We start from the raw sequence: 24,321 nt of genomic DNA, 5'->3' as shown, positions 1-24,321 counted from the left end.
GGCTGCCGCGCCGCACGAGCGATGTGCAGGACACCGTGCAGGTTGCCTGTCTTCCCGCTGGATGGTCTTGCCCGTCGCGCGGCGCGCGATCTAGGGTGAATGCGCTTTCAGAAGAGGGTCGGCACATGCAGCAGCAGGTGCTTCGGTACAGAAGAAGAAGCGGACGGTCGGTCGAGTGAGCGCCCCAACGGTGTACGACGTCGCCGAGCGGTCGGGCGTCTCCATTGCCACGGTCTCGCGGGTCTACCGCACCCCCGATTCGGTACGCGCCCAGACCCGTGAGCGGGTCCTCGAAGCCGCCCGCCAGCTCGGTTACGTACCCAGTGGGAACGCCCGGGGCCTGGCCAGCCGGACCACCGGCGTGCTCGGTCTCTGCTTCCCCGACATGGCCGACCCCGACGCCGAGGCCGACGCGGAGGCGGACAGCGACGCCGACGACGCGGTGATGCTCTACTCCGACCAGATCATCCGCGGCATGGAGCGGGCGGCGCGCCGGCACGGTTACGCGCTGCTGATCGCCGCCTCGCTGGAGGGCGGACCGGAGAGCGTCGCGAAGGTCGCGGGGCGGGTCGACGGTTTCGCCGTGCTGGCGCAGACCGTGCCGACCGAGGACCTCGAAGTGATATCGCGCCGGCTCCCGGTGGTGATGATCGCCGGCCCCCGCGAGATCGACCACCTCGACCACATCGTCGTCGCGAACGCCGACGGCGAGCGCGAACTGGCCCGCCACCTGATCGAGGACCACGGGCTGCGCAGGCTCGCCTTCGTCGGCGGCGAGGTCGAGTCGCCGGACGCCGAGGCGCGGTTCCACGGCTTCCGGCAGGCATGTCGCGACGCCGGGCTCCCGGTGCCGGACGAGCCCGATCTGCGGGCCGCGATGATGACGCAGGCCGAGGGCGCGCGGGCCGCGGAGGCCCTGCTCGACCGGCCCGGCGAACGGCCGCAGGGGGTGCTCTTCGCCAACGACCAGATGGCGGTCGGCGCGCTGCGCGCACTGGAGCGGCGCGGGGTGCGGGTGCCCGAGGACATCGCGGTGACCGGCTTCGACGGGATTCCGCTGAGCCGGATCGTCCAGCCGCCGCTGACGACCGTGCGCCAGCCGATCCGCCGGCTCGGCGAGCAGGCGGTGGAGCTGCTGGTGCAGCGGCTGCGCGACAGCGGCGGCGAGCCGGTGTCGCGCATGCTTCCCGTCTCCCTGATCCGGCGCGCCAGCTGCGGCTGCGGCTGACGGGGGGCCGGCCCGTCCGCGCCGGCCCCGTACCGCCTCTCAGGCCCGGCCCAGCCGCTCCATGAAGAACCGCTGCCGGGCCGCCCGGAGCTCCGCCACCTCCGCCGCCGTGCCCTCGTACTCGAAGTGCCCCGCGTTCAGCACCAGCAGCTCGTGCTCACCGGCCAGCGCGTTGTGCACGGCGAACTGCCCCGGCGGCGGCACCGAGGGGTCGAAGAGCGCCGCGGCCACCAGCGTGGGCGTCTCCAGCCGCGTCGCGGCCGTGGCGGCGTCGAAGTACGGCAGCACCTCGGTGACCTCGGGGTGGCCGAGGCGGTACTCCCGCACCGCCTCCCCGCTGCCGATGCACGGCAGGGTGAGCCGGAGCGGGTGGTTGCCGAAGGTGGGCACCGTCAGCTGACCGGCCCCGAAACGGTCGTCCCAGGGCAGCGCCAGCGCGCCGAGCCCGCCGCCGAAGCTCTCCCCGTGGTACCCGAGCCCCGGGCCGCCCTCCCCCGGCGCCAGTTCCGGCACCAGTTCGCACAGCGCCGACGCCGCGCACCACAGGTCCGCCACGCAGTCGCCGATGACATAGGTGTCGCGCGACTCGATGCCGTGCAGCACATGCGCGGCGGACACGTCCGGGATGCCCGGGTGCAGTCCGCGCGACTTCATGCCCCGTACGCACGGCAGGATCGCGGCGGCCCGGGGAAGCGGCAGCGGCACGTCGGGGCCCGGCCCCTCGCGGCCGCCGTAGCCGTGTCCGATGACGAATCCGTACTCCGCCGGCCCCTCGACGGGCAGTGCCACCCAGCCTCCGAGCCGCACCCCGCCCACCGAGGTGAAGGTCACACCGTGGATCCGTACCCCGTCGCGCTCCTCCTCCGGTGGCCCGAGCTCCGGCTCCGTGGCGACCTTGCGGGCCTCCTCGTAGCGGCCCTGCCAGAAGGCGTCGAAGTCGTCCGGAGCGGCGGGAGCGGGAACGTCCAGCAGATCCTGGAGCGTGCGCCCGTACGCGGGGTCGAAGGGGAAATCGTGTTCGAACGAAGCCATGGCCCCGACCGTATCGGCCCCGTCCGCAGCGGTACAGGCCGTTGATCATGGAGCCCTGAGCGAAATCGGTCACATCATCCACAATTTCGCAAACAACACACTTACCGTGCCAAGTTGAACATTCAGATGTCCAGCACGTTGCACGAGTGTGACCTAGCACCCTCTTGCGGATTCCTGAATCTCTGCCGCAGAGTGATGTATGCGCTTACAGGCAGCGCATACATCCGGATTGCTCGAGGAGGAGCCCTCCATGTCCCGCACCGCCAGAAACGCCTCGATCGGTATCGCAGTCACGGCTGCGCTCACTCTCGGTCTCACCGCGTGCGGCAGCTCCGGAGGCGACGACGTCGCCGCGGACAAGAAGCAGACGCTCACCGTCTGGGCCATGGGGGCCGAGGGCGAGAAGCTCACGGATGTGGCCAAGGAGTACGAGAAGGCCAACCCGAACATCGACGTCAAGGTGACTCCGGTCGGCTGGGACGTCGCCCACCAGAAGCTGGTCTCCGCGGCCGCCGCCGGCACGCTGCCGGACGTGGCGCAGATGGGCGGCAGCTACATGGGCGAGTTCGCCGAGCTCGGTGTGCTGGAGCCGGTCGACACCAAGGTCTTCGACGAGAAGGACTTCTTCCCGGCCGGCTGGGAGCAGGGCGAGGTCGACGGCAAGGCGTACGGCGTGCCGTGGTACGTCGACACCCGCGTCCTCTACTACCGCACCGACCTGGCCGAGAAGGCCGGCATCACCGAGGCTCCGACCAACTGGAAGGAGATGAAGGACCTCGCCACGGCCTACCAGGAGAAGGCCGGAACCAAGTGGGGCCTGTCCATCCAGCCCAGCGGTCTGGACACGGTGCAGAACTTCTACTCCTTCCTGTACTCGGCCGGCGGCGAGATCATCAACGACAAGGGCGAGGTCGTCATCGACAGCCCCGAGGCCGTCAAGGCGCTCAAGGAGTACGGCTCGTACTTCGACAAGGGCCTCGCCAACAAGTCCGTGCAGCCCGGTTACGACGTGGTGAAGGACTTCGGCAACGGCCGCGTCCCGATGTTCTTCGGCGGCCCCTGGCACGTCACCCTGCTGAACGAGGGCCAGCCGCAGCTCAAGGGCAAGTGGGCGGTGGCCAACGTGCCCGCCGACAAGTCCTCCGTCTCCATGGCCGGCGGTTCCTCCCTGGTGATCTCCAAGGACAGCAAGCACAAGGCCGCCGCCACCGAGTTCATCAAGTACCTGACGGACACCAAGGGCCAGGCCGACTGGTACAAGCGCACCAAGGACCTGCCGGCCAACACCGCCGCCTGGACCTCCGGCGACCTCGCCGACGACGAAAACCTCCAGGTGTTCAAGAAGCAGATGGACACCGCCAAGTCGTCCCCGTCGCTGTCCAACTGGACCGAAATCACTGACAAGGTCGACCAGGCCATCGCCAAGGTGACCCAGGGCAAGGCGTCCGCCGAGGACGCGCTCAAGACGGCCCAGACCCAAATCGAAGGCCTCGTGAAGTAGGAGTCATGCGCACCATGACCTCAAAGGCCGCGCAGACGGCCAAGGTGCAGGCCGGGCCGGGGGCCTCCGGGTCCCCGGCCGCCGGGCCCGCGGGTCGCCGGCGCCGAGGCAAGTCCATGGGCGTGCAGAACCTGGCCGGCTGGCTGTTCTCCACTCCCTTCCTCGTCCTGTTCCTCGTCTTCATGGCGTTCCCGATCGTCGCGACGCTGGCGATGAGCTTCACCGACTTCGGGCTGCGCAATGTCACGAACCCGCTGGACGCGAACTTCGTCGGCTTCGAGAACTACGTCAATCTGTTCAGCGACGAAAAGTTCCTCAAGGCGCTGTTCAACACGGCGTACTTCGTGGTGATCGGCGTACCGCTGACGATCCTTCTCGGGCTGGTCGTCGCCGTACTGCTGAACAACGGCATCGACCGGGCGCGGACCTTCTTCCGCGTCGGCTTCTACGCCCCGGTGGTCACGAGCATCGTCGCCGTCGCCGTGGTCTGGCGGTTCGTGCTCGACCCGGTCGACGGGCTCGTCGCGGGGCTCTTCTCCGAACTGGGCCTCACCTCACCCGACTTCCTGGGCTCCGAGACGCTCGCCATGCCCTCATTGATCGCCATGGCGGTCTGGCGCAACCTCGGCACGGTCATGGTGCTCTTCATCGCGGGTCTGCAGGCCATCCCCACCGAGGTGCGGGAGGCCGCGCGGCTGGACGGTGCCAGTACCTGGCAGGAGTTCAGGGGCATCACCGTGCCCCTGCTGCGGCCCACGATGCTCTACGCGACAGTGATCACGACCATCGGTTACCTCAATGTCTTCGAGGAGCCGTTCGTGATGACCCAGGGCGGTCCCTCGGACTCCACGCTCACCGTCTCGCTGGACATGTACCGCGAGGGCTTCAACTTCTTCCACATGGGCTATGCGAGTGCCATGGCGTATGTCCTCTTCGTAGTGATCATGGGCATCACGGTGCTGCAGCTCCGACTGCTGAAGGACAACACGAAATGAGCGCCACCAGTGCACCGGGCGCCGTCTCGACGGCGCCGTCGAAAAAGCCCGGGGACACGCCGGCGTCCGAGCCGAAGAAGACCCGCAGCCTGCGGCGTCCCCTCGTCTACGTGCTGCTCTCGATCGGCCTGCTGATCATGTCGGCGCCGTTCCTGTGGATGGCCCTCTCGGCCTTCAAGACGCCGCAGGAGCTGTCGGCCAGCCCGCCCGTGTGGATCCCGACCGAGTGGACCCTGGAGAACTTCCGGGAGCTGCTCGACAAGCTCGATCTGCCGCTGTACTTCATGAACTCGGTGATCGTGGCGCTGCTGGTCACCGTCTCGAACCTGGTGTTCTGCTCGATGCTCGGCTACGCCCTGGCCAAGCTGAACTTCGTCGGCCGCAACAAGATCTTCGGCCTGGTCCTCGGCGCCCTGATGGTGCCCGGCAACCTGATGCTGCTGCCGCTGTTCGTGCTGATGAGCAAGCTCCAGCTGATCGACTCGTACGCCGCTCTGGTGCTGCCGTTCGCTGCCGGGGCCTTCGGGGTCTTCCTGATGCGGCAGTTCATGCAGTCGATCCCGGACGAGCTGCTGGAAGCGGCCCGGATGGACGGCGCCGGCGAGTGGTACATCTTCTGGCGCATCGTGATGCCGCTGGTGAAGCCCGCCCTGGCGACGCTGTCGATCTTCACGTTCCTGGGCTCCTGGAACAACTTCGTCTGGCCGCTCGTCGCGACCAACGACCCCGACAAGTACACCCTGCCGGTCGCACTGGCCACCTTCGCCACCGACCCCAACAAGGCGGGCGGCTCCAACGGCGTGCTGATGGCCGGTTCCCTGCTGGTCGTCCTGCCCGTCCTGGTCCTGTTCATCGCGCTCCAGCGGCACTTCACCCAGGGCATCGCCACGGCCGGCATGAAGTAGGGCCGGGCCCACCGAAACGTACGAGGCCACGGCCCCACAACCCGTCGGCCACACCCCTTCATCACCAGAAAGACAGTTTGCGATGACGCATACCCAGGTCCCGTTCCCCGAAGGCTTCCTGTGGGGCGCCTCCACGGCCGCCCACCAGATCGAGGGCAACAACATCAACTGCGACTGGTGGGTCAAGGAGCACGCCGCGGGCACCCACATCCAGGAGCCCAGCCTGGACGCCTGCGACAGCTACCACCGCTGGCACGAGGACATGGACGTGCTGGCCGGTCTGGGCTTCACCGACTACCGGTTCTCCATCGAATGGGCGCGCATCGAGCCGGTCGAGGGCACCTTCTCCCGGGCCGAGATCGCCCACTACCGCCGCATGGTCGAGGGCGCCATCGAGCGCGGCCTGCGCCCCATGATCACCCTGCACCACTTCACCGTGCCGCAGTGGTTCGAGGCGCGTGGCGGCTGGACCGCCGAGGGCGCGACCGAGCTCTTCGCCCGCTACGTCGCGGCCTGCGCGCCGGTGATCGCCGAGGGCGTCAGCCACGTCTGCACCATCAACGAGCCGAACATGATCGCCGTGATGGCCGGCCAGGCCAAGCGGGGCGACAACAGCTTCCCGCCCGCCGGACTGCCGACCCCCGACGACGAGACCACCGAGGCCGTCATCGCCGCGCACCACGCGGCCGTCGAGCAGGTCCGCGCGATCAACCCGGACATCAAGGTCGGCTGGACCATCGCCAACCAGGTCTACCAGGCCCTGCCCGGCGCCGATGAGGTCACCGCGGCCTACCGTCACCCCCGCGAGGACGTCTTCATCGAGGCCGCCCGCGGCGACGACTGGATCGGTGTGCAGTCCTACACCCGGACCAAGATCGGCACCGACGGCCCGATACCCACCCCCGAGGGCGCCGAGCGCACCCTCACGCAGTGGGAGTACTACCCCTCCGCGGTCGGCTACGCGCTGCGCCACACCGCCGAGGTGCTGGGCAACGGCATCCCGCTCATCGTGACCGAGAACGGCATCGCGACCGACGACGACAGCCGCCGCGTCGACTACTACACCGGCGCCCTCAACGAGGTCGCCTCCGCGATCCAGGACGGCCTGAACATCCAGGGCTACCTGGCCTGGAGCGCGCTCGACAACTACGAGTGGGGCTCCTACAAGCCCACCTTCGGCCTGATCGGCTGGGACCCGGAGACCTTCGAGCGTCTGCCCAAGCCGTCCGCCGTCTGGCTGGGCGAGATGGGCCGCACGCGGGCGCTGCCGCGCATCGCCGACTGACCTCGGCACCCCGGGCCGACGACCTCGGCTCCCCCCGACCGGGAGCGACCTGACAGCTCCCGCCCGTACGGGAACCGGCGACACCTGACGGACGCCGGTTCCCGTACAGCAGGGTCTTTTGGCCCTGTGCCCGCGTGCGGCGCCGTTCGTGTCCTGCCCTGCTCACGAGCGGCGGCGCACGCGGGTGCCGTACACAGCACGTAGTGGCGTACCGGCCCGGGGCGGAGCGCTCGGGGCCCGGCCCCGGCCCGGTACGCCGCTGCCCGGTTCCCGGTCCGCGCAGTTCCGGTCCGCTCAGTTCCGGTCCGCTCAGTTCCGGTCCGCGCAGTTCCGGCCGGCTCAGTTCCAGCCCGCACGGTACGCCGCCCAGTCGCCGTCCCTCGCGGCGAAGTCGACGTAGAGCGCGACCCCGACCCGGTCCGCCGGACAGGCCCCGGCCGTACGAAGGGCATCATGGCGCACCGCCCGGGAGCGGGGGCCGGGTCGCGGGTCACGGAGGGTGGACATAGCCTCACAAAGGTGATCCCGCTCGTGAGCCGTACCCGGATATCCGTACCGGGCCGGGCCCTTCTCGCTGCGCTGCTGACGGTGTGCTGGCTGGTCCTTCCCGCAGCGCCTGCCGTCCGCGCCGACGATCCCGTCCCGCTGTCCCGGGACGGGCAGATCACCGACAAGGTGGGGGCGCTCGGCGACCGCAGGGACGAGGTGCGCGCCGCACTCGACCGGCTGTACGAGGAGCGCCGCGTCCAGCTCTTCGTCGTGTACGTGCGGGACTTCTCCGGACGGTCCGCGCAGAGCTGGGCCGATGCGACGGCCGACCGCAACGGCCTCGGCCGCGACGACGTCCTGCTCGCCGTCGCCACCCACGACCGGCAGTACGCGTACACCGTCGAGCAGGGCTCCCGGCTCACCGACGCACAACTCGCCGACGTGGGGCGCACGGCGATCGAGCCCGCGCTCCGGGAGAACGACTGGGCCGGTGCGGCAATCGGCGCGGCGAACGGCTACTCCGCCGTGCTGACCGGCAAGGCCGTCCCCACTCCGAACATCACCCCCGGTGTCGCCGATCCCGGAACCGGCGGCTCCGGCGGGACGAGCTCCGGGGACCTGATCCTTCCGTTGGTCGTCGTGGGCGGGGCGGCAGCGGCGGCCGGCTATGCGTACACCCGGCGCAGGCGGCGCGCCACGACCCGTACCACGCCCGGCGCGCAGGGCTGGGGGCCCGCTTCCGCCGGGCCGGGCGGCTCGCCCGCGCCGACTCCGCTGCCGGAGCTGGACGCCCGCGCGAAGGAGGCGCTGGTGGAGACGGACGACGCGGTCCGCACCAGTGAGGAGGAACTGGGGTTCGCCACCGCGCAGTTCGGCGAGGAGGCGACGGCCCCGTTCGCCCAGGCCCTCGGGTACGCGAAGGGCGAGCTGACGGCCGCGTTCCGGCTTCGCCAGCAGCTGGACGACGCCTTTCCCGAGGACGACGCGGACAGGCGCCGGATGCTGGACGAGATCATCGGCCGCTGCACGGGCGCGAGCTCCCGCCTGGACGCCGTTTCCGAGGACTTCGACCGGCTGCGCGCCCTGGAGCGCGACGCCCCGCAGGCCCTGGCCACCGCCGAGGCGGCGTTCCGGGCGCTGGCCGGGCGGGTGTCCGCGGCCGAGGCCGCCCTGGCCGCGATGCGCGAACGGTACGCGCGCTCCGCGTCCGTGTCCGCCGCCGGTGACATCGAGCAGGCCAAGGACCGGCTGCTGTTCGCCACGTCGAGCCTGAACCGGGCCCGGCAGTCGGTGGACGGCGCGGACCACTCGGCGGCGGCGGTGTACATCCGGGCCACCGAGGGCGCCGTAGACCAGGCGACCACCCTCGTCGACGCCGTGGACCGGCGGACCCGGGAACTCGCGGAGGCGGCGGACCGGCTGCCCGGTGCCCTCACCGAGACGGAGACCGACCTGGCCGACGCGGGCGGGCTGCTCGAAGGCACCGGCGAGGGTGCGCCGACCGCGGATCTGCGGGGCCGGATCGCCCGCGCGCAGTCGGTGCTCGGCGATGTGCGGGAAGAGGTGCGGGCCGGTCCGTACGACCCGATCGACGCGCTGCGCCGGGTGGAGGAGGCGGACGCGGCGCTCGACGCGGCGCTGGCCGGCGTCCGCGAGCGGGAAGAGGGCGACCGGCGGGCGCTCTCCCTCCTGGACGGGGCGATGCTCACCGCCCGTTCGGCGATCGCCGCCGCGGCCGACTACATCTCCACGAACCGGGGGGCGGTGGGCAGCCAGGCCCGGACCCGCCTGGCGGAGGCCCAGCGGCGGCTGGAGCGGTCCCGCGAGCTGGCCGGGGCCGGGGATCCGCAGGGCGCGCTGGCCGAGGCGCAGCAGGCGGACTCGCTGGCGGGCCTGGCCCGGAGCCTGGCCGAGCAGGACGTGCGGTCGTACGGGAGCGGTCCGGGCGGCACCCGGGCAGGGGGCGGCGGGACGGGCGGCGCGGTGCTCGGCGGGATCATCCTCGGCGGGCTGCTGGGCGGGGGCGGTCGGGGTGGCGGGGGTTACGGAGGCGGGTTCGGCGGCGGGGGCGGCGGGCCCGGCAGCTTCGGCGGCGGGGGCACGCGCGGCCGGCGCGGTGGCGGCGGCCGTTTCTGAGCCACCGGCACGGGCACCGGCCCAAGGCTTCATCCACAGGGAACGCATACGGAAATCCACCCGGAGAACCGCACGCGTACAGGGAGAGACAAGGAGAGGTCCATGACCAAGCAGACCATTCTCGGCCGTGTCACCCAGCTGGCGAAGGCCAACATCAACGCGCTGCTCGATCAGGCCGAGGATCCGCAGAAGATGCTGGACCAGCTGATCCGCGAGTACACGGCCAACATTTCGGAGGCCGAGCAGGCGGTCGCCGCGACCATCGGCAATCTGCGGCTGATGGAGCAGGACCACCAGGAGGACGTGGAGGCGGCGAAGGAGTGGGGCGGCAAGGCGCTCGCCGCGAGCCGCAAGGCCGACGAGCTGCGGGCGGCCGGGTCGGGCGCGGAGGCGGACAAGTTCGACAACCTGGCCAAGGTCGCGCTCGGCCGTCAGCTCCGGTCGGAGAAGGAGGCGAGTACGGCGGAGCCGGTCATCGCCGCGCAGACCGAGGTGGTGGACCGGCTGAAGTCCGGCCTGGACCAGATGAAGAGCAAACTGTCGGAGCTGAAGTCCAAGCGCGACGAGCTGGTGGCACGCGCCAAGTCAGCCGAGGCGCAGAACCGGATGATGGACTCCGTCAAGAGCATCGATGTGCTCGACCCGACCAGTGAGCTCAGCCGTTTCGAGGACAAGGTGCGGCGCGAGGAGGCGCGGGCGCTGGGCAAGCAGGAGCTGGCCGCATCGTCCCTGGACGCCCAGTTCGAGCAGCTGGACGGCCTGGGCGACAGCGCCGAGGTCGATGCCCGGCTGGCGGCGCTGAAGTCGGCCTCGTGACCGCTGCCGGTCGGGCCCCGGCGGCGGCTCAGTACATGCTCAGCAGTTGCTCGACCGTGAGTTCGGCGGTGGGCTCCCCGTCGGGGAGGGCCAGTTCGAACCAGACGGTCTTGCCGCGCGGCGTCCGCCTCGACCCCCACGCCACGCTCAGCAGCCCGACCAGCTGGAGTCCGCGCCCGCCCTCGTCGGTGTCGCGGGCCCGCCGCCGCCGGGGCTGGACGAGTCCGGAGTCCCACACCTCGCACACCAGGGTGCGGTCGCGCAGCAGCCTGAGCCGGATCTCGCCCTCCCCGTACCGCAGGGCATTGGTGACCAGCTCGCTGACCAGTAGTTCGGTGGTGTCCACCTGGTCGTCCAGGCCCCAGGCCAGCAGCCGGCCACGGGCCAGTTCGCGGGCGCGGCCGACGGAGCGGGGCTCGCGGGGCAGCTGCCAGTCGCCGACCGCGTCGGCCGGCAGTCCCTGGACACGGGCCATCAACAGGGCGATGTCGTCCTCGCCGTGCCGGGTGTCGAGGGTGGTCAGCACGTGGTCGCAGAGGTCCTCGACCGGTCGGTGCGGATCGACGAGCGCTCCGCGCAGGGCGTCGAGCCCCTCGTCCAGCGGTTGGTCGCGGGACTCGACGAGCCCGTCCGTGTAGAGGGCGAGTACGGAGCCCTCCTTCAGCTCGACCTCGACCTCCTCGAAGGGCTCGCCGCCGACGCCGAGCGGCATTCCGGGCGGGACGTCGAGCAGTTGGGCGGCCTCGCCGGGTTCGCCCACGGCGGGCGGGAGGTGGCCCGCGTTGGCGAAGGTGCACTGCCGGGTGACCGGGTCGTAGACCGCGTACACACAGGTCGCCAGATAGACCTCGGAGAGGTCCGCCTCGCGGGACTTGTGGGCGGCCCGCGAGGGCCACTGGGAGCCGCCGCCGGAGGCGTTGCCCCCGCCGGGGGTGCCGAGTCCGCGGGCGACCTCGTCGAGCGCGGCGAGCACCTCGGCGGGTTCCAGGTCCAGGAGGGCCAGGGTCCGTACGGCGGTGCGCAGTTCGCCCATGGCCACGGCGGCCCGCAGCCCGCGGCCCATCACGTCGCCGACGACGAGGGCGGTGCGGTGGCCGGGGAGTTCGATCACGTCGAACCAGTCGCCGCCCACTTCGGTGGCCGTGTTGCCGGGGAGGTAGCGGCAGGCGATGTCGAGGCCGGCGGCGACGGGGTCGCCGGGTGGCAGGAGGCTGCGCTGGAGGATCAGCGCGCGCTCGTGCTCGCGCCGGTACAGGCGGGCGTTGTCGATGCAGACCGCGGCGCGGGCGGCGAGCTCGGTCGCCAGGGCCCGGTCCCGCTCGCCGAAGGGTTCGCTGCCCTTCGTACGGGAGAACTGCACGAGGCCGACCACCGTGTCGTGGGCGACCATCGGCACGGCGAGCGTGGACTGGACGAAGCCGCGGTCGTCGCCGGGCACGTCCTCGACACGGCCGGTGCGCAGGGCGATGGCGCACGGCGAGCCGAACGAGAAGCGGTGCACGGAGCCGAGCTCGGGCGAGCCGGTGTCCGCGGCGATGTCGGGCAGGGCGTCCGACACCGCGCTGGCCAGGGCCACGCGGCGCAGTTCGGCAGAGGTGCCGACGGATTCCTGACGGAGTGAATCCCAGCTGCCCGGTGGTGCGTCGTCGCCGGTGAGCAGCCCCTGGTAGAGGTCGACGGAGGCGAGGTCGCAGAAGCCGGGCACGGCGACGTCGAGGAGTTCGCGGGCGGTGGTCTCCAGGTCGAGGGAGTTGCCGATGCGGGCGCTGGCCTCGTTGAGCAGGGCGAGGTTGCGGCGGGCGCTGGCGGCCTCGCGGGCGGCGATGTGCCTGCGGGTGACGTCGGTGGCCAGTCCGGCGACGCCGATGGGGCGGCCGGAGCCGCTGTGCACGCGGTAGAGGTTCATGGACCAGTGGCGGCTGCCGGGTTCGCCGGGTGCGGTGCCGATGACCTGGAGATCGGTGACGGAGGTCCCGGTCTCCAGGACGCGCTCGATGGTGGCGGTGAGCCGGTCGGCCTCGGGGCCGGAGAGGTAGTCCTCGACCGTGCGGCCTCGGTGGTCCTCGGCCCGGCCGCCGAAGACGGTGGCGAAACGCTGGTTGGCGCGGATGACCGAGAGGTCCGTACCGAACAGCACGAAGCCGAAGGGAGATTGGCCGAATATGGCCTGTGAGGCGGCGAGGTCCGTCTCGATGTGGCGCAGGGCCCGGACGTCCACGACGATGCAGAGCGCGGCCCGTTCGCCGCTCGCCGTCTCGCTCGGCATCACATAGATCTCGGCGAGCCCGCGCACGCGGTCCTCGCCCGGTATCCGGAAGGGGACGAGGCCCGTCCACTCCTTGCCGTCGAGGATCTCGCCGACTCGGCGGCGGCCTTCGGTGCGCAGTTCGGCGGGCATGAATGCCTCGACCGGATCCATGCCCACCGCTCTGGCCGCGGCAACGCCGAAGAGGCCGGCTGCCCGGCGGCTCCACTGCTCGATCAGGCCATCGGGGCCGATCGAGAAGGAGGCGACCCTGATGTAGTCATAGATCGAGCCAGGCGGGCTGCTCTGCCACACGATCCCGCCCGCTGTCCCAGGTATTTCGCTCACGCGACCGTCCCCTCCAGCTCACACACCGGACCGGTCCTGCCCGCAGTATTCAGTACTCCGGCCCCAACCGACACGGCGTTCACGATCACAGCACGGTCTCAGTACCTTTCAGCCAGCTTCTGGCCGACCCCTGGTGATCGCTGTCCGTCCCACCCCACTCCTAACCAGGCAGGGCCAGCTCGAACCACACGGTCTTGCCGGTCTTTCCCCGCCTGGTCCCCCAGCGGCGGGCCGAACACGCCACCAGCTGCATTCCCCTGCCCCCTTCGTCCTCGGGTCCAGCCATGCGTTCGGTGGGCGGATCCGGAAGCGGATCGGAGACTTCCACGAGCAGTCCGGGGTGGGCGGCGGGGCCGTCGCCGTTGGAATGAGGGCGCACCAGACGTACGCCGATGGGGCCCGATGTATACCGCATCGAGTTGGTCACCAACTCGCTGACCAGCAGAACCGTCACATCCCCGACGACCGCGTCGAGCCCCCAGGCACTCAACTTCTCATGGACGGCGTGCCGCGCGGATCGCGCAGCGCCCGGCCTGGCCGCAAAGGTCCATTCGGCGCAGTCGCCTTCACTGTCGATCACGCCGATCACTTCCCAGGGCCAGCAGCGGGGAACACCCTGTTTACAAGGCTTATTAAGCACATACCCGATATTCGGGATGAACTACCGCCAGGAACGACACGTGGGGCGTACGGGTGTATGACCGCGCACACGAACAGATGTGCACCAGGAGAAGGGGCGCACGAGCCGATCGGCACGCGCCGCCGCCACAGTGTTTGCCCCGCTCAACCACCTCCCCGGCGCCCCATCGCGCGCCGGTGTTCCGACAGAGCCGCACGGCGACCGCTCCGGGCTCCGAAGTCACGGTGGGCCGTACGCTGCTGACGCGTGCCCACCGGCTGCGGTGGAAAGCCGACGGCCGGGCGGATCAGCGGCGCCCGGCAACGGCCGTGGTGAAGTACCCGGACCCGCGCACCGCTTGGCAGCGCGGAAACCGCGTAGGGGGCCGGATCAGACCAGCGTGCCCGCGGCCTTGAGGTCGTCGAAGAGCAGCTGGTCGACCGGCGGGACGAGCGCCCGGTCGGCGTAGGAGAACCACGCGATCTCCTCGATCTCACTGCTGACGGCCAGCGTTCCCCGGTACTCGCCCGCGTAGCAGCTCATGCGCACGACCACGCCGTCCGGATGGCCGTGCGCCTGCGCCTCGTAGGTGCCCATGTGGGAGACGGTCGCCGGGAGGATGGCCACGGCGAGCTCCTCCTCGACCTCGCGCAGCAGGGTCTGCAGGTCGGTCTCCGCGCCCTCCCGCTTGCCGCCGGGGATGTAGAAGACGTCCTTGCCCCGTGGCCGCGCGCAGAGGACCCTGCCGTTCTCCACCCGCACCCATGCCACCGTGTCGATCAGGACCGACATCACTCCGCCTTCGTTCATGCTGCAACCCGGACGGACGAACCTTAGCGAGGCGGGGCGGCCGGCCCGGCGGACGCACGCCCGGTCACGGGCCGGAGCACGACCGCCGCCCCGCCGTACTCCCCACCGTCGCCCCGGGGCCGCCCTACGGCCGGGTGCTCTGCCCGGCCTGCTCCACCCAGTAGAGCTGCTCGTGCCCGCGCTCATCGAGCTTGTCGGCCATCTTCTGGGCCTCGCCCTGCGTGGCATACCTGCCGACGCGGTAGCGATTGCCGTTGTCGTCCTGCCTTATCACCAGCCACGGAAGAGCGGCCGCGCTGTCGCTCATCGCGTCCCTCCCCAGCATCGCGCCCCTCCCTCGAACGTCGTGCACGTCACTAAAGATCCCCAGGAAACCGCAGTACGCATATGCCCGAGCGTACGCCTGACCTTCACTCAACGGATAAGTAATTACACAAAGAGGCACCGATCCGGTTGACGAGAGGGGGCGCACCCGGCTGGATGCGCCCCTGCGCCCTGGCGTCCGGCATCGCTGCCCCGTCTCCGGCGCCGCCTCGCGCACCGTCGGCACCGGCATCAGGACGGGAGCCGGCCGACGGCTCTTTGCGGCAAGACGCCCCCGCACTCCGCGCCCAGCGAGCAGCGCAACAAGCAAATCCGCCCGGACCGCGCGAGGCAGTCCGCGATGAAGGCCGAGAAGGCTTCGGCCCGGCGGCCGAAGAGCCCGACGAGGGCCGGGATTATGACGGCCGAGGCGATCACCGTCGCACCGGATCCGGCCGGGTTCGCCGCGCACGGACAGGCCCGGAGGCGATCCTGCCGCATGCCGCGCCCGCGGCCGTGGCGGGCGACCAGCGCCGGAAGGAGTGCGGCGCGCAGCGGGAGGAGCAGTCCTCCCGCCCCTTGCCGGCGGCGAGCTTCGCGCAAGTGCGGGCGGGGGCCGGGGCATCCATGGTCGGGACCTCGGCCTCCGCTGCCCCCGGAGCCCGGTGCGGCCGGTGACTGCGGAGCCCGGCCGGCACCCCGGCCGTCCTCGGCGCGGCTGCCTCCGTCATCGACGACTTCCCGTCCGTCGTCCGTCGTCCGGTGTGCGGGTACGGGCCGGACGAAAGGATCGGGACATGACAACCTCATGCAGTCGACGATCGCCCGTCGGCTACGGGAACCGGCCGGGCCTCAACGTGTCGTCCCCGACGCCGGACGGCGCTCTTCGCGCACCGGTCACCGGACCGGGAGATGGTAGGCGACCCGGAAGCGGTCGGCGGGCACCACCACGTCCGCCGTCTCGACCGGGCGGCCCGAGGCGTAGTACGTCCGCTCGATCACCATCACCACGTGTCCCGGCACACCACCGAGCGCCAGGAGCTCCTCCGCCAGCCCCGGGCGCGCGCCGACCTGCTCGGCCACGTTGTCCACGACGACATCGATCGCGGCCATCCGCTCGACCACCCCGCAGCCGCCCAACGGGCCCTCCTCCGGCAGCATCACCGGCGTACGCCCCGTCACGGCGAGCGGCTCCCAGGAGGTGGAGAGCATCATCGGCTCCCCTGCCTCGCGGAAGGTGTACCTCGTGCGCATCACCCGGTCGCCGGGCTCGATGCCCAGGCGCTCGGCGATCTCCGCGCTCGCCCCTTCCTGTTCACTGCGGGACTCCCACGTCCCGTGCACCCCGTCCGCCGTCTGCTCCTGGCGGAACGGACTGGCGCCGGCCGCGGACCGGTAGCCGGAGCGGGCGATCCGCCGCGGGACGGGGCGCTCGCGCACATAGGTGCCGGAACCCGAGCGCCCCTCCACCAGGCCCTCGGCCATCAGCACCTTCCGCGCCTCCAGCGCGACGGTGTCCGAGACTCCGTACTCCTCGCGGATACGGGCCTGCGAAGGCAGGCGCGTATGCGGCGGCAGCGAACCGTTGACGATCTTCTCCCTCAGATCGCTTGCAACGCGCAAATACGCGGGCTGCTCACCGAAAGTCACAGGCCACTCCCAACAGATTGACAGTCTGCAACAGACTGACAACCGTCGGTTGTGTACCGCAAGCGGAGGCCAAAGATTCACTCAAAGTGGTGACTTGCCCTCCCCTCACGCATATCCGGCCGTCGGCCACCAGAGGGGTCTCAGCTCTTCGCACGCACCGCCCCCTCCTCCGGTTCACCTCAACCGCGAATACTCCCCGCACGGAAGCGGGGCAGCCGCCGAAGCAGCCGCCCCGCCTGTTCAACGCGTCACGGACGCGGTGTCATCAAGACCGCGCGATCAGAACCGCCTCATCAGAACTGCAGGCCCCAGGAGTTGAGCTTCCCGGTGTCCGCCGCCGCGTTGTCCCTGACCCGCAGCTTCCAGGTGCCGTTGGCCACCTCCGAGGAGGCGTTCACCGAGTAGGTGGTGTTCACGTTGTCGGTGCTGCCGCCGCTCCCGTAGGCCTTCAGGTTGTACACCGAACCGTCGGGCGCGACCAGGTCGATCCTCAGGTCGCCGCTGTAGGTGTGCGTGATGTTCACGGGCACGCTCAGCGTGGCCGGCGCGTTGCCGGTGACACCGGTGACGGTGATCGGCGACTCGACGGTGGAGTTGTCGCTGATGGTGTAGCTCGTCGTGTTCTCGAACTTCTTGCCGCCCGGCGGGGTGCCGGAGCCGCTGCCGACGTTCAGCAGGCGGTTCGGCGAACCCGTGCCCGGGTTGGTCACCACTGAGGTGCTGGCCGCGGCGACCAGTCCGGCGGAGACCTGGGCCGGGCTTTCGCTCGGGTGGTCGGCCAGATAGAGGGCCGCGGCGCCGGCCACGTGCGGGCTCGCCATCGACGTACCGGAGATCGTGTTGGTGGCGCTGTCGCTGGTGTTCCAGGCCGAGGTGATCGAGGAGCCGGGGCCGAAGATGTCCAGCACGCTGCCGTAGTTGGAGAAGCTGGAGCGGGCGTCGGTGCTGGTGGTGGAGCCGACCGTGATGGCCTCGGTGACCCGCGCCGGGGACTTCGTGGAGGCGTCGGTCGACTCGTTGCCCGCGGCGACGGCGTAGGTGATGCCGGACGCGATGGACTTGCGCACCGCGGCGTCGAGCACCGAGTCCGCGCCGCCGCCCAGGCTCATGTTGGCCACCGCGGGCTTGACGGCGTTCGCCGTCACCCAGTCGATGCCCGCGACGACCTGCTCGGTCGTGCCGGAGCCGCTGTTGTCGAGGACCCGGACGGCAACGATCTTCGCCTTCTTGGCCACGCCGTACGCCGACCCGGCGACGGTGCCCGCCACATGGGTCCCGTGGCCGTGGCCGTCCTGCGCGGTGTTGTCGTTGTCGATGGCGTCGTAGCCGTACGAGGCCCGGCCGCCGAAGTCGCTGTGGGAGATCCGCACACCGGTGTCGATGACGTACGCGGTGACACCCTCACCGCCCTTGTCGGGGTAGGTGTAACTCTGGTTCAGCGGAAGGGACTTCTGGTCGATCCGGTCGAGTCCCCAGGAGGGCGGCGAGGGCTGGGTTCCGGTGACCCGGAAGGTCCGGTTCTGCACCACGGACTCGACGGCCGGGTCGGCGGCGAACTTCTTCGCCTGGCTCTCCGAGAGCTCCACCGCGTAGCCGTTGACGGCCGCACGGTAGGTCCTCTTGATCTCGGCGCCGTACTCCTTGGCGAGCGCCCTGCCCTTCGCGGAACCCGCGTCGGCCTCCGACTCGTCGAGCGTGACGATGTAGCTGCCGCTGATGGTGCCCGGGGCACCCGCGTTCTGGATCCGCCCTTCCACCGCCTGCCCGGACGCCGAGGCGGGGAACACCGCGGCACCGGAGAGCGCGAGGGCCGCTCCGGCTATGACACTCGCCGCGGCGAGTCTTCGGCGTGCGTGGGGGGTGTGACGCGTCACTGACATGTGGGGGGTCCTCCTCGATTGCGGTGCTCTGGTGGGGGGTTGTGCGTGATGTCGAGACGGAGCAGGAGCGCAAAGGCATGGGCATGACAATCGATTCCCGAGGGTTCCGCGCTGCCCACGACCCTGCCGACAGCGAAAGATTGACTGATTCTTGGGAATCGCACAAGGGTGCACCGGGCTCTGCAATACCGTCGCCACGGGGCGGCCACACGCCTGTCATGCTGACGGGCACGCCTGCATACGTCTGTCCGCAGGACGGCACAGCGGACGACAGGCGCCCACGCCCACCGCGCCCCGCTGCCGCTCGATCAGCCGATCACCCCGCGCGCCGCGCCCCGCCACGCGGCGCGCGCTTCCCTACCTTCGTACGGTGAGCCCCTCGCGCAGCCTTCTCCTCACGTCCTTCGCGTCCCTGGCCGCAGGCGCCCTGATCGTGCCTCCGGGCCCCGCCTCGTACGCGGCGGCGCCCCCTTCCGCTCCCGCCGCGGCGGCCACCGCCTGCGGCCGGGACACCGATCCCGCCTGGGCGCCGACCTCCACCCGGTTCGGCGAGGCGGCCGGATACGACCCCTACACCGGCAACGGGTACCTGGGCCACCGGGTGCCCGCCGCGGGCGCCGGATACGCCGCATCCGCTGAGAAGACCGGCTGGCCGCTGTTCACCCCGCGCTACGACGGAGCGTTCGTCTCGGGCCTGTTCGGGCGCGACAAGAACCTCGCCGCCGGCCGCGAGGTGGTCGCCGCGCTGCCGAGCTGGACGAACCTCGACGTACGCGTCGGCGACGAGACCTACGGCTCCGACACGCCCGGCGGCCGGATCTCGCACTACCGCCAGACGCTCTTCCTGCGCTGCGGACTGGTGCGTACGTCGCTGCGCTGGACCACGGACGACGGGCACGCCACCGACCTGACGTACGAGGTGCTGGCCGACCGCGCCGATGTGCACACCGGCGCCGTACGGCTGCGCATGACACCGCACTGGAACGGCACCGCGACGATCACCGGCCGCCTGGACCCGAGGGGCGCGCGCCGGCTCGATCTCGACGACGACGGAACGTTCCGCACCCAGGGCACCGGGATCAAGGGCGCGATCTTCCAGACCGTGCGCTCCGCGGGGCCGGGGGCCGGGGCAACCGTCGCGGCGCGGAGCACGCACCGGGTGCGCGACGGGCGTACGTACACCTTCGAGAAGTACGTCGGCATCGACACCGCGCTCACCTCCCCCGCGCCCCGCGCCTCCGCGCGCGAGGCCTCCCGGCGCGCGGCCCGGCGCGGCTGGTCCGGGGTGCTCGCGGCGAACGCGGCCGCCTGGCAGCGGGATTGGGCGGCCGACATCTCCGTGCCGAGCAGTCCCGAACTCCAGAAGTGGCTGCGGGCGGCACAGTACGGGCTGCTGGCGTCCACCCGGTCCGGCTCCCGCGACAGCATCGCACCGGCCGGTCTGACCAGCGACAACTACGCCGGACTGGTGTTCTGGGACGCCGAGACCTGGATGTACCCGGGGCTGCTCGCCACCCGCCCCGAGCTGGCCCGTCCGGTCGTCGAGTACCGCTACCGCACCCGCGAGGCCGCCCGCGCCAACGCCCGGAAGCTGGGGTTCGAGGGCCTGTTCTATCCGTGGACGAGCGCGAGCGGCGGCGATCTGTGGTCCGAGTGCCAGAGCTGGAACCCCCCGCACTGCCTCACCCAGAACCACCTCCAGGGCGATGTCTCGCTGGCCGTCTGGCAGTACTACCTGGCGACCGGGGACCGCGACTGGCTGGCCCGGCGCGGCTGGCCGCTGCTGGAGGGGATCGCCGAATTCTGGGTCTCGCGGGCCACCGCCGACGACGACGGCGGCTACTCGGTGAAGGAGATCGCGGGCCCCGACGAGTACAGCAACGGCGTCACCGACGGGGTCTTCACCAACGCGGTCGCGGCCACCGCGCTGCGCAACGCCACCCGCGCGGCGCGACTGCTGGGACACCCCGCACCGCCCGAGTGGGCGCGGGTCGCGGACGGCCTGCGCATTCCGTACGACCCGGTGCGCAAGATCTTCCTCCAGTACGCGGGCTACGACGGCTCGACGATCAAGCAGGCCGACACGGTGCTGCTGATCCATCCGCTGGAGTGGCCGATGGAGCCGGGCGCCGCCGCGTCCACGCTCAACTACTACGCGGCGCGCACCGACCCGGACGGCCCGGCGATGACCGACTCGGTCCACGCGATCGACGCGGCTGCGATCGGGGAGCCCGGCTGCGCGACGTACACCTATCTCGAACGCGCCGTACGCCCGTTCATGCGCGGCCCGTACGCCCTGTTCAGCGAGGCCAGGGGCGCGAAGGCGGGCGCCCGGGACCCCTTGTCGGGCTTCCCCGCCGAGGACTTCCTCACCGGCAAGGGCGGGTTCCTCCAGGTCTTCACGCACGGCCTGACGGGGCTGCGGCTGCGGGAGGACGGGGTGCGCCTCGATCCGCTGCTGCCGCCGCAGCTGGGACGCGGCGTCACACTGAAGGGCCTGCACTACCGGGGCCGTACGTACGACCTCGCGATCGGCCCCCTGACGACGACGGTACGGCTGACCTCCGGCGCCCCCTTCACCGTCCACTCCCCCATCGGCCCCCGTCTGCTCGCCCGTACGCTCACTCTCCCCACCCGCCGCCCGGACCTGGCCAGGACCACCGACGCGGCCCGCTGCCGCCCGGCGACGGCGACCTCGGAGTCCCCCGGCCTGTACGCGGCCGGCGCGGTGGACGGCAGCCCGGCCACCACCTGGTCCCCGGACGGCGCGACGGGCGCGCTGACGGTGGATCTGGGGCGCGCGGCCGCGGTGACCTCGGCCGAACCGGAGTGGACGCAGGTGCGGCCGTCCTCGTACGTCCTGGAGACATCGGCCGACGGCACGCACTGGCAGCCGTACCGTGCGGGCGGCAGGGCCCGCCTGGTACGGCTGACGATGACCTCCAAGGATGCACAGAAGCCCGCAGGCGTAAGGGAACTGAGGGTGACTCAGCCATGACCGCGAGGCCCGCACGGGTCGGCCGCGGGCGCGGAGCCTGTGGCCGAAGCCGTGGTACGGGCCGAGCAGCACGCCACCGCTGCGACGACAGCCTCGCCCACCGCCGCGACGAGCGCCGTCGCCCTGCGGAGCCGAGGGCCCCGGTGGGCGCGCGCCGCCTCCGGCGGACCGTCAGTGGCTGCCGGGGTGGGCGCTCCCCGGGCTCGCGGTGAGGCGGGCGACCGGGACCGCCCGTGGGTTCCTGCTCTGGATGTCCGCGGCGAGTTTCCGGATCGCGGGGAGCCGTGCGAACAGTGCCTCCCCGGGGCAGTTGGTGGCGAAGCCGTCCCGGTGGCCGGAGATGGCGTCGAACTCGGCCGATGTGCCCTTGGCGTAGCGGCTATTGCCGTTCGTGGACGTGAGCCGCACCTTGCCGGTGGGGTCGACCCCGCCCAGCCCGAGCTTCCACGCGGCGAGGGTAGCGATCGCACGCTCCATGACGGCCGGCACCGGCGTCCCCTGCCCGAACGTGCCGACGGCCGCGATCCCTGTGGTGCCCCGGTTGAACCCGAGGGTGTGGGAGCCGACGACGGGCCGGTCGGCGCCGCCGGCGCGGCCTTCGTAGATGGTGCCGCACTTGTCGACAAGGAAGTTGTAGCCGAGGTCGCCCCAACTCCGGTCGCGTGTCTGACCGGTGTACAGATTGCGCAGGGTACCGGGGACGTCCGCGCAGTCGTAGCCGTTGGGTGTGTCGGTGTGATGGATGAAGACCGCCTTGACCCCTCCCGCGTAGTGCGCATGGCTGTCGCGGATGGTCTCGTCGGCCCGCCACTGCGCACGCGACACGATCGCGGGCCGGGGCACCATGCGGGGCAGCGCCATCGAGGCCGCCCCGAGGGCCGGGAACGGCCGGCCGGCGTCGGCGGCGGGCTGAGCGGTCGCTCCGGACCACCACGTGGAAGGTACCCGTTCGGGGGCGGTGTGCCGTACGGTCCGGACCGCTGTCACACCGGCAGGTGCCGCCAGCAGGGGTAGCGCCATGGGGACCGTGATCCACAGCGCTGTTCGGTACAGACGCACAGGAAGAACCTTCTTCGTCTTTCGCCTTCGTCATTTCGCCGGGATGCCGACGGAAGCACGTATTCCCACAGCTTTGCGGCGCCCTTTCCGCCGCGCGCGCCGGGTTAGTGCAGACAGCCGAGCACGACGACATGCCGGGAAGTTGGCCTCCCGCATGCGGATTTCGGCCATGATCGGTTGATATGGGGTCTGTCGGGGCGAGCACATGGAGGCACGGTCGTGGGCACGGAGGGACAGCGGAACGGGGACACGGAACGGTTGCACTGCCTGGTCACCGGGGCGTCCGGGTACATCGGCGGGCGTCTGGTCCCGGAACTGCTGCGAGCGGGCCACCGGGTGCGGTGTCTGGCCCGCACCCCCCGCAAACTCCGTGACCACCCCTGGGCCGGGGACGCCGAGACGGTGCGGGGCGACGTGACGGACGCGGGCTCGGTCGCCGCGGCCATGCGGGGGATCGACGTGGCGTACTACCTGGTGCACGCCCTCGGCACCGGCTCCGCCTTCGAGGACACCGACCGCCGTGCGGCCCGTGTCTTCGCCGAGCAGGCACACTCCGCCGGCGTACGGCGGATCGTCTATCTGGGCGGGCTCACCCCACCGGAGGTACCGACCGGGTCGCTCTCCCCGCATCTGCGCTCCCGGGCCGAGGTCGGGCAGATCTTCCTCGACTCACCGGTGCCCGCCACCGTGCTGCGGGCAGCCGTCGTCATCGGCTCGGGATCGGCGTCCTTCGAGATGCTGCGCTATCTGACCGAGCGGCTGCCGGTCATGGTCACCCCCAGTTGGGTGCACACCCGTACCCAGCCCATCGGGGTACGCGACGTCCTGCGCTATCTCGTCGGCTCGGCCACCATGCCGGAGGGCGTCGACCGGGCATTCGACATCGGCGGGCCCGACATCCTCACGTACCGGGAGATGATGTGCCGTTACGCCGCCGTCGCCGGACTGCCCCGGCGGCTCATCGTCCCGGTTCCGGTGCTCACGCCGTGGCTGTCCAGCCACTGGGTCGGCCTCGTCACCCCGGTGCCCGCCTCCCTGGCCCGGCCGCTGACGGAGTCACTGCGCCACGAGGTCGTCTGCCAGGAGCACGACATCGCCCGGTATGTGCCCGACCCCCCGGGCCTGCCGCTGCCGTTCGACGAGGCACTGGCCCTGGCGCTGCGACGGGTGCGTGAGGCCCAGGTCGCCACCCGCTGGTCGTCCGCGGCCCTGCCGGGAGCGCCCAGCGATCCGCTGCCCACGGACCCGGACTGGGCCGGAGGCAGCCTCTACCAGGACGAACGCCGGCTGTCGGTCGACGCGTCCCCGAAGGCCCTGTGGCAGGTGATCGAGGGAATCGGCGGTGACAACGGCTGGTACTCCTTTCCGCTCGCCTGGGCGGTCAGGGGATGGCTGGACCGGTTCGTCGGCGGTGTGGGACTCCGCCGCGGGCGACGCGACGCCGAGCACCTGCGGGTCGGGGACTCGCTGGACTTCTGGCGGGTCGAGGAGATCGAGCCCGGACGGCTGCTGCGGCTGCGCGCCGAGATGCGGCTGCCGGGCCTCGCATGGCTGGAGATGTACGCCGAGACCGGCCCCGATGGCCGTACCCGCTACCGGCAACGAGCACTGTTCCACCCGCACGGCCTGCTGGGCCACGCCTACTGGTGGTCCGTCTCCCCGTTCCACGCCGTGGTCTTCGGCGGCATGGCCCGCAACATCACCCAGGCCGCCGCCAAGGGAATGAGCGCACACCGCCCCTCACCGCACCCCGGCCGCACCCGACCGCCCCGCCCCGCCCCGGGCGATGAGCCTCCCGCCTGACGAAGGAGGCGAGGCAGGCGCATCCAGCACGGATCCAGCACGGGATCGACGAAGGGGTTTGGGCCCCCAGGAGCCCAGACCCCTTCTGACCAGCGAGTTTGCCACGTCAGCGACGTGGTGTTGTTTCCTCCGCTCACACGTTGAAGCGGAACTCCACCACAAGCTTCTGACCTGCGGAGATGCGGGCGCGCCCCAGCACCATCCCAGCATGGGAACAAG

General features: G+C 71.2%; 18 protein-coding genes. 9 read left to right on the top strand and 9 right to left on the bottom strand.

Going from position 1 to position 24,321, the window contains the following annotated elements; all coding sequences use genetic code 11:
* Window positions 1-175: 175 nt before the first annotated feature.
* Complete coding sequence (locus tag ACWCQ6_RS12275; protein ID WP_451088161.1) at window positions 176-1,228, top strand: LacI family DNA-binding transcriptional regulator; 1,053 nt, start codon at window positions 176-178, stop codon at window positions 1,226-1,228.
* 39 nt (window positions 1,229-1,267) lie between these two features.
* On the opposite strand, the gene ACWCQ6_RS12270 is transcribed toward ACWCQ6_RS12275, so the two are convergent.
* On the bottom strand, window positions 1,268-2,260 hold the full coding sequence (locus ACWCQ6_RS12270; protein ID WP_451088159.1) for an acetylxylan esterase: 993 nt from the start codon (window positions 2,258-2,260) through the stop codon (window positions 1,268-1,270).
* A gap of 250 nt (window positions 2,261-2,510) precedes the next feature.
* Here ACWCQ6_RS12270 and ACWCQ6_RS12265 point away from each other — a divergent pair, with 250 nt between their 5' ends.
* The 4 genes from ACWCQ6_RS12265 (at window position 2,511) to ACWCQ6_RS12250 (ending at window position 6,946) form a co-directional block, all read left to right on the top strand.
* Window positions 2,511-3,761 (top strand): sugar ABC transporter substrate-binding protein, encoded by a 1,251-nt coding sequence (locus tag ACWCQ6_RS12265; RefSeq protein WP_451088157.1) that lies wholly within the window; start codon window positions 2,511-2,513, stop codon window positions 3,759-3,761.
* A gap of 5 nt (window positions 3,762-3,766) precedes the next feature.
* Window positions 3,767-4,756, top strand: coding sequence for a carbohydrate ABC transporter permease (locus ACWCQ6_RS12260; RefSeq protein ID WP_451088155.1), 990 nt, complete (start codon window positions 3,767-3,769; stop codon window positions 4,754-4,756).
* A complete protein-coding gene (locus ACWCQ6_RS12255; protein WP_451088153.1) occupies window positions 4,753-5,661 on the top strand; it encodes a carbohydrate ABC transporter permease in 909 nt (302 codons plus the stop codon). The genes ACWCQ6_RS12260 and ACWCQ6_RS12255 overlap by 4 nt, the downstream gene beginning before the upstream one ends.
* 82 nt (window positions 5,662-5,743) lie before the next feature.
* Window positions 5,744-6,946, top strand: a complete 1,203-nt coding sequence (locus ACWCQ6_RS12250) for a glycoside hydrolase family 1 protein (RefSeq protein WP_451088151.1) — start codon at window positions 5,744-5,746, stop codon at window positions 6,944-6,946.
* Between the two features lie 339 nt (window positions 6,947-7,285).
* On the opposite strand, the gene ACWCQ6_RS12245 is transcribed toward ACWCQ6_RS12250, so the two are convergent.
* On the bottom strand, window positions 7,286-7,453 hold the full coding sequence (locus ACWCQ6_RS12245; RefSeq protein ID WP_451088149.1) for a hypothetical protein: 168 nt from the start codon (window positions 7,451-7,453) through the stop codon (window positions 7,286-7,288).
* Between the two features lie 24 nt (window positions 7,454-7,477).
* Between ACWCQ6_RS12245 and ACWCQ6_RS12240 the strand changes: the two genes are divergently transcribed.
* Both ACWCQ6_RS12240 and ACWCQ6_RS12235 read left to right on the top strand, forming a co-directional pair.
* Window positions 7,478-9,571, top strand: coding sequence for a TPM domain-containing protein (locus ACWCQ6_RS12240; RefSeq protein ID WP_451088148.1), 2,094 nt, complete (start codon window positions 7,478-7,480; stop codon window positions 9,569-9,571).
* 102 nt (window positions 9,572-9,673) lie between these two features.
* A complete protein-coding gene (locus ACWCQ6_RS12235) occupies window positions 9,674-10,387 on the top strand; it encodes a PspA/IM30 family protein (protein ID WP_451088146.1) in 714 nt (237 codons plus the stop codon).
* 28 nt (window positions 10,388-10,415) lie between these two features.
* On the opposite strand, the gene ACWCQ6_RS12230 is transcribed toward ACWCQ6_RS12235, so the two are convergent.
* The 6 genes from ACWCQ6_RS12230 to ACWCQ6_RS12205 all read right to left on the bottom strand — a co-directional run bounded on the left by ACWCQ6_RS12230 (window position 10,416) and on the right by ACWCQ6_RS12205 (window position 18,242).
* On the bottom strand, window positions 10,416-12,947 hold the full coding sequence (locus tag ACWCQ6_RS12230) for a SpoIIE family protein phosphatase (protein WP_451088251.1): 2,532 nt from the start codon (window positions 12,945-12,947) through the stop codon (window positions 10,416-10,418).
* Window positions 12,948-13,140: 193 nt separating this feature from the next.
* A complete protein-coding gene (locus tag ACWCQ6_RS12225; RefSeq protein ID WP_451088144.1) occupies window positions 13,141-13,569 on the bottom strand; it encodes an ATP-binding protein in 429 nt (142 codons plus the stop codon).
* Window positions 13,570-13,989: 420 nt separating this feature from the next.
* A complete protein-coding gene (locus ACWCQ6_RS12220; RefSeq protein WP_451088249.1) occupies window positions 13,990-14,391 on the bottom strand; it encodes an NUDIX hydrolase in 402 nt (133 codons plus the stop codon).
* Window positions 14,392-14,533: 142 nt separating this feature from the next.
* The gene (locus tag ACWCQ6_RS12215; protein ID WP_451088142.1) at window positions 14,534-14,716 is read right to left on the bottom strand and encodes an SPOR domain-containing protein; all 183 of its coding nucleotides are present in this window, start codon (window positions 14,714-14,716) and stop codon (window positions 14,534-14,536) included.
* 893 nt (window positions 14,717-15,609) lie between these two features.
* Complete coding sequence (locus ACWCQ6_RS12210) at window positions 15,610-16,362, bottom strand: GntR family transcriptional regulator (RefSeq protein ID WP_451088140.1); 753 nt, start codon at window positions 16,360-16,362, stop codon at window positions 15,610-15,612.
* Window positions 16,363-16,655: 293 nt separating this feature from the next.
* Window positions 16,656-18,242: a S8 family peptidase gene (locus ACWCQ6_RS12205; RefSeq protein ID WP_451088138.1), complete on the bottom strand. Its 1,587-nt coding sequence runs from the start codon at window positions 18,240-18,242 to the stop codon at window positions 16,656-16,658.
* A 370-nt stretch (window positions 18,243-18,612) separates the two neighbouring features.
* Here ACWCQ6_RS12205 and ACWCQ6_RS12200 point away from each other — a divergent pair, with 370 nt between their 5' ends.
* Window positions 18,613-21,240, top strand: a complete 2,628-nt coding sequence (locus tag ACWCQ6_RS12200; protein ID WP_451088136.1) for a discoidin domain-containing protein — start codon at window positions 18,613-18,615, stop codon at window positions 21,238-21,240.
* Window positions 21,241-21,411: 171 nt separating this feature from the next.
* Here ACWCQ6_RS12200 and ACWCQ6_RS12195 read toward each other — a convergent pair whose 3' ends face one another.
* Window positions 21,412-22,299 (bottom strand): peptidoglycan recognition protein family protein, encoded by an 888-nt coding sequence (locus ACWCQ6_RS12195; protein ID WP_451088134.1) that lies wholly within the window; start codon window positions 22,297-22,299, stop codon window positions 21,412-21,414.
* Window positions 22,300-22,518: 219 nt separating this feature from the next.
* On the opposite strand from ACWCQ6_RS12195, the gene ACWCQ6_RS12190 reads away from it, so the two are divergent.
* The gene (locus ACWCQ6_RS12190; RefSeq protein WP_451088132.1) at window positions 22,519-24,102 is read left to right on the top strand and encodes an SDR family oxidoreductase; all 1,584 of its coding nucleotides are present in this window, start codon (window positions 22,519-22,521) and stop codon (window positions 24,100-24,102) included.
* Window positions 24,103-24,321: the final 219 nt, after the last annotated feature.

This window comes from Streptomyces sp. NPDC001880 (assembly GCF_053594575.1).
This window is presented reverse-complemented; position numbering and strand designations above follow the sequence as displayed.

Coding starts and splice junctions, on each gene's coding strand:
- ACWCQ6_RS12270 (WP_451088159.1), bottom strand. CDS start 2,260: ATGGCTTCGTTCGAACACGATTTCCCCTTCGACCCCGCGTACGGGCGC.
- ACWCQ6_RS12265 (WP_451088157.1), top strand. CDS start 2,511: ATGTCCCGCACCGCCAGAAACGCCTCGATCGGTATCGCAGTCACGGCT.
- ACWCQ6_RS12260 (WP_451088155.1), top strand. CDS start 3,767: ATGCGCACCATGACCTCAAAGGCCGCGCAGACGGCCAAGGTGCAGGCC.
- ACWCQ6_RS12255 (WP_451088153.1), top strand. CDS start 4,753: ATGAGCGCCACCAGTGCACCGGGCGCCGTCTCGACGGCGCCGTCGAAA.
- ACWCQ6_RS12250 (WP_451088151.1), top strand. CDS start 5,744: ATGACGCATACCCAGGTCCCGTTCCCCGAAGGCTTCCTGTGGGGCGCC.
- ACWCQ6_RS12245 (WP_451088149.1), bottom strand. CDS start 7,453: ATGTCCACCCTCCGTGACCCGCGACCCGGCCCCCGCTCCCGGGCGGTG.
- ACWCQ6_RS12235 (WP_451088146.1), top strand. CDS start 9,674: ATGACCAAGCAGACCATTCTCGGCCGTGTCACCCAGCTGGCGAAGGCC.
- ACWCQ6_RS12220 (WP_451088249.1), bottom strand. CDS start 14,391: ATGTCGGTCCTGATCGACACGGTGGCATGGGTGCGGGTGGAGAACGGC.
- ACWCQ6_RS12215 (WP_451088142.1), bottom strand. CDS start 14,716: ATGAGCGACAGCGCGGCCGCTCTTCCGTGGCTGGTGATAAGGCAGGAC.
- ACWCQ6_RS12205 (WP_451088138.1), bottom strand. CDS start 18,242: ATGTCAGTGACGCGTCACACCCCCCACGCACGCCGAAGACTCGCCGCG.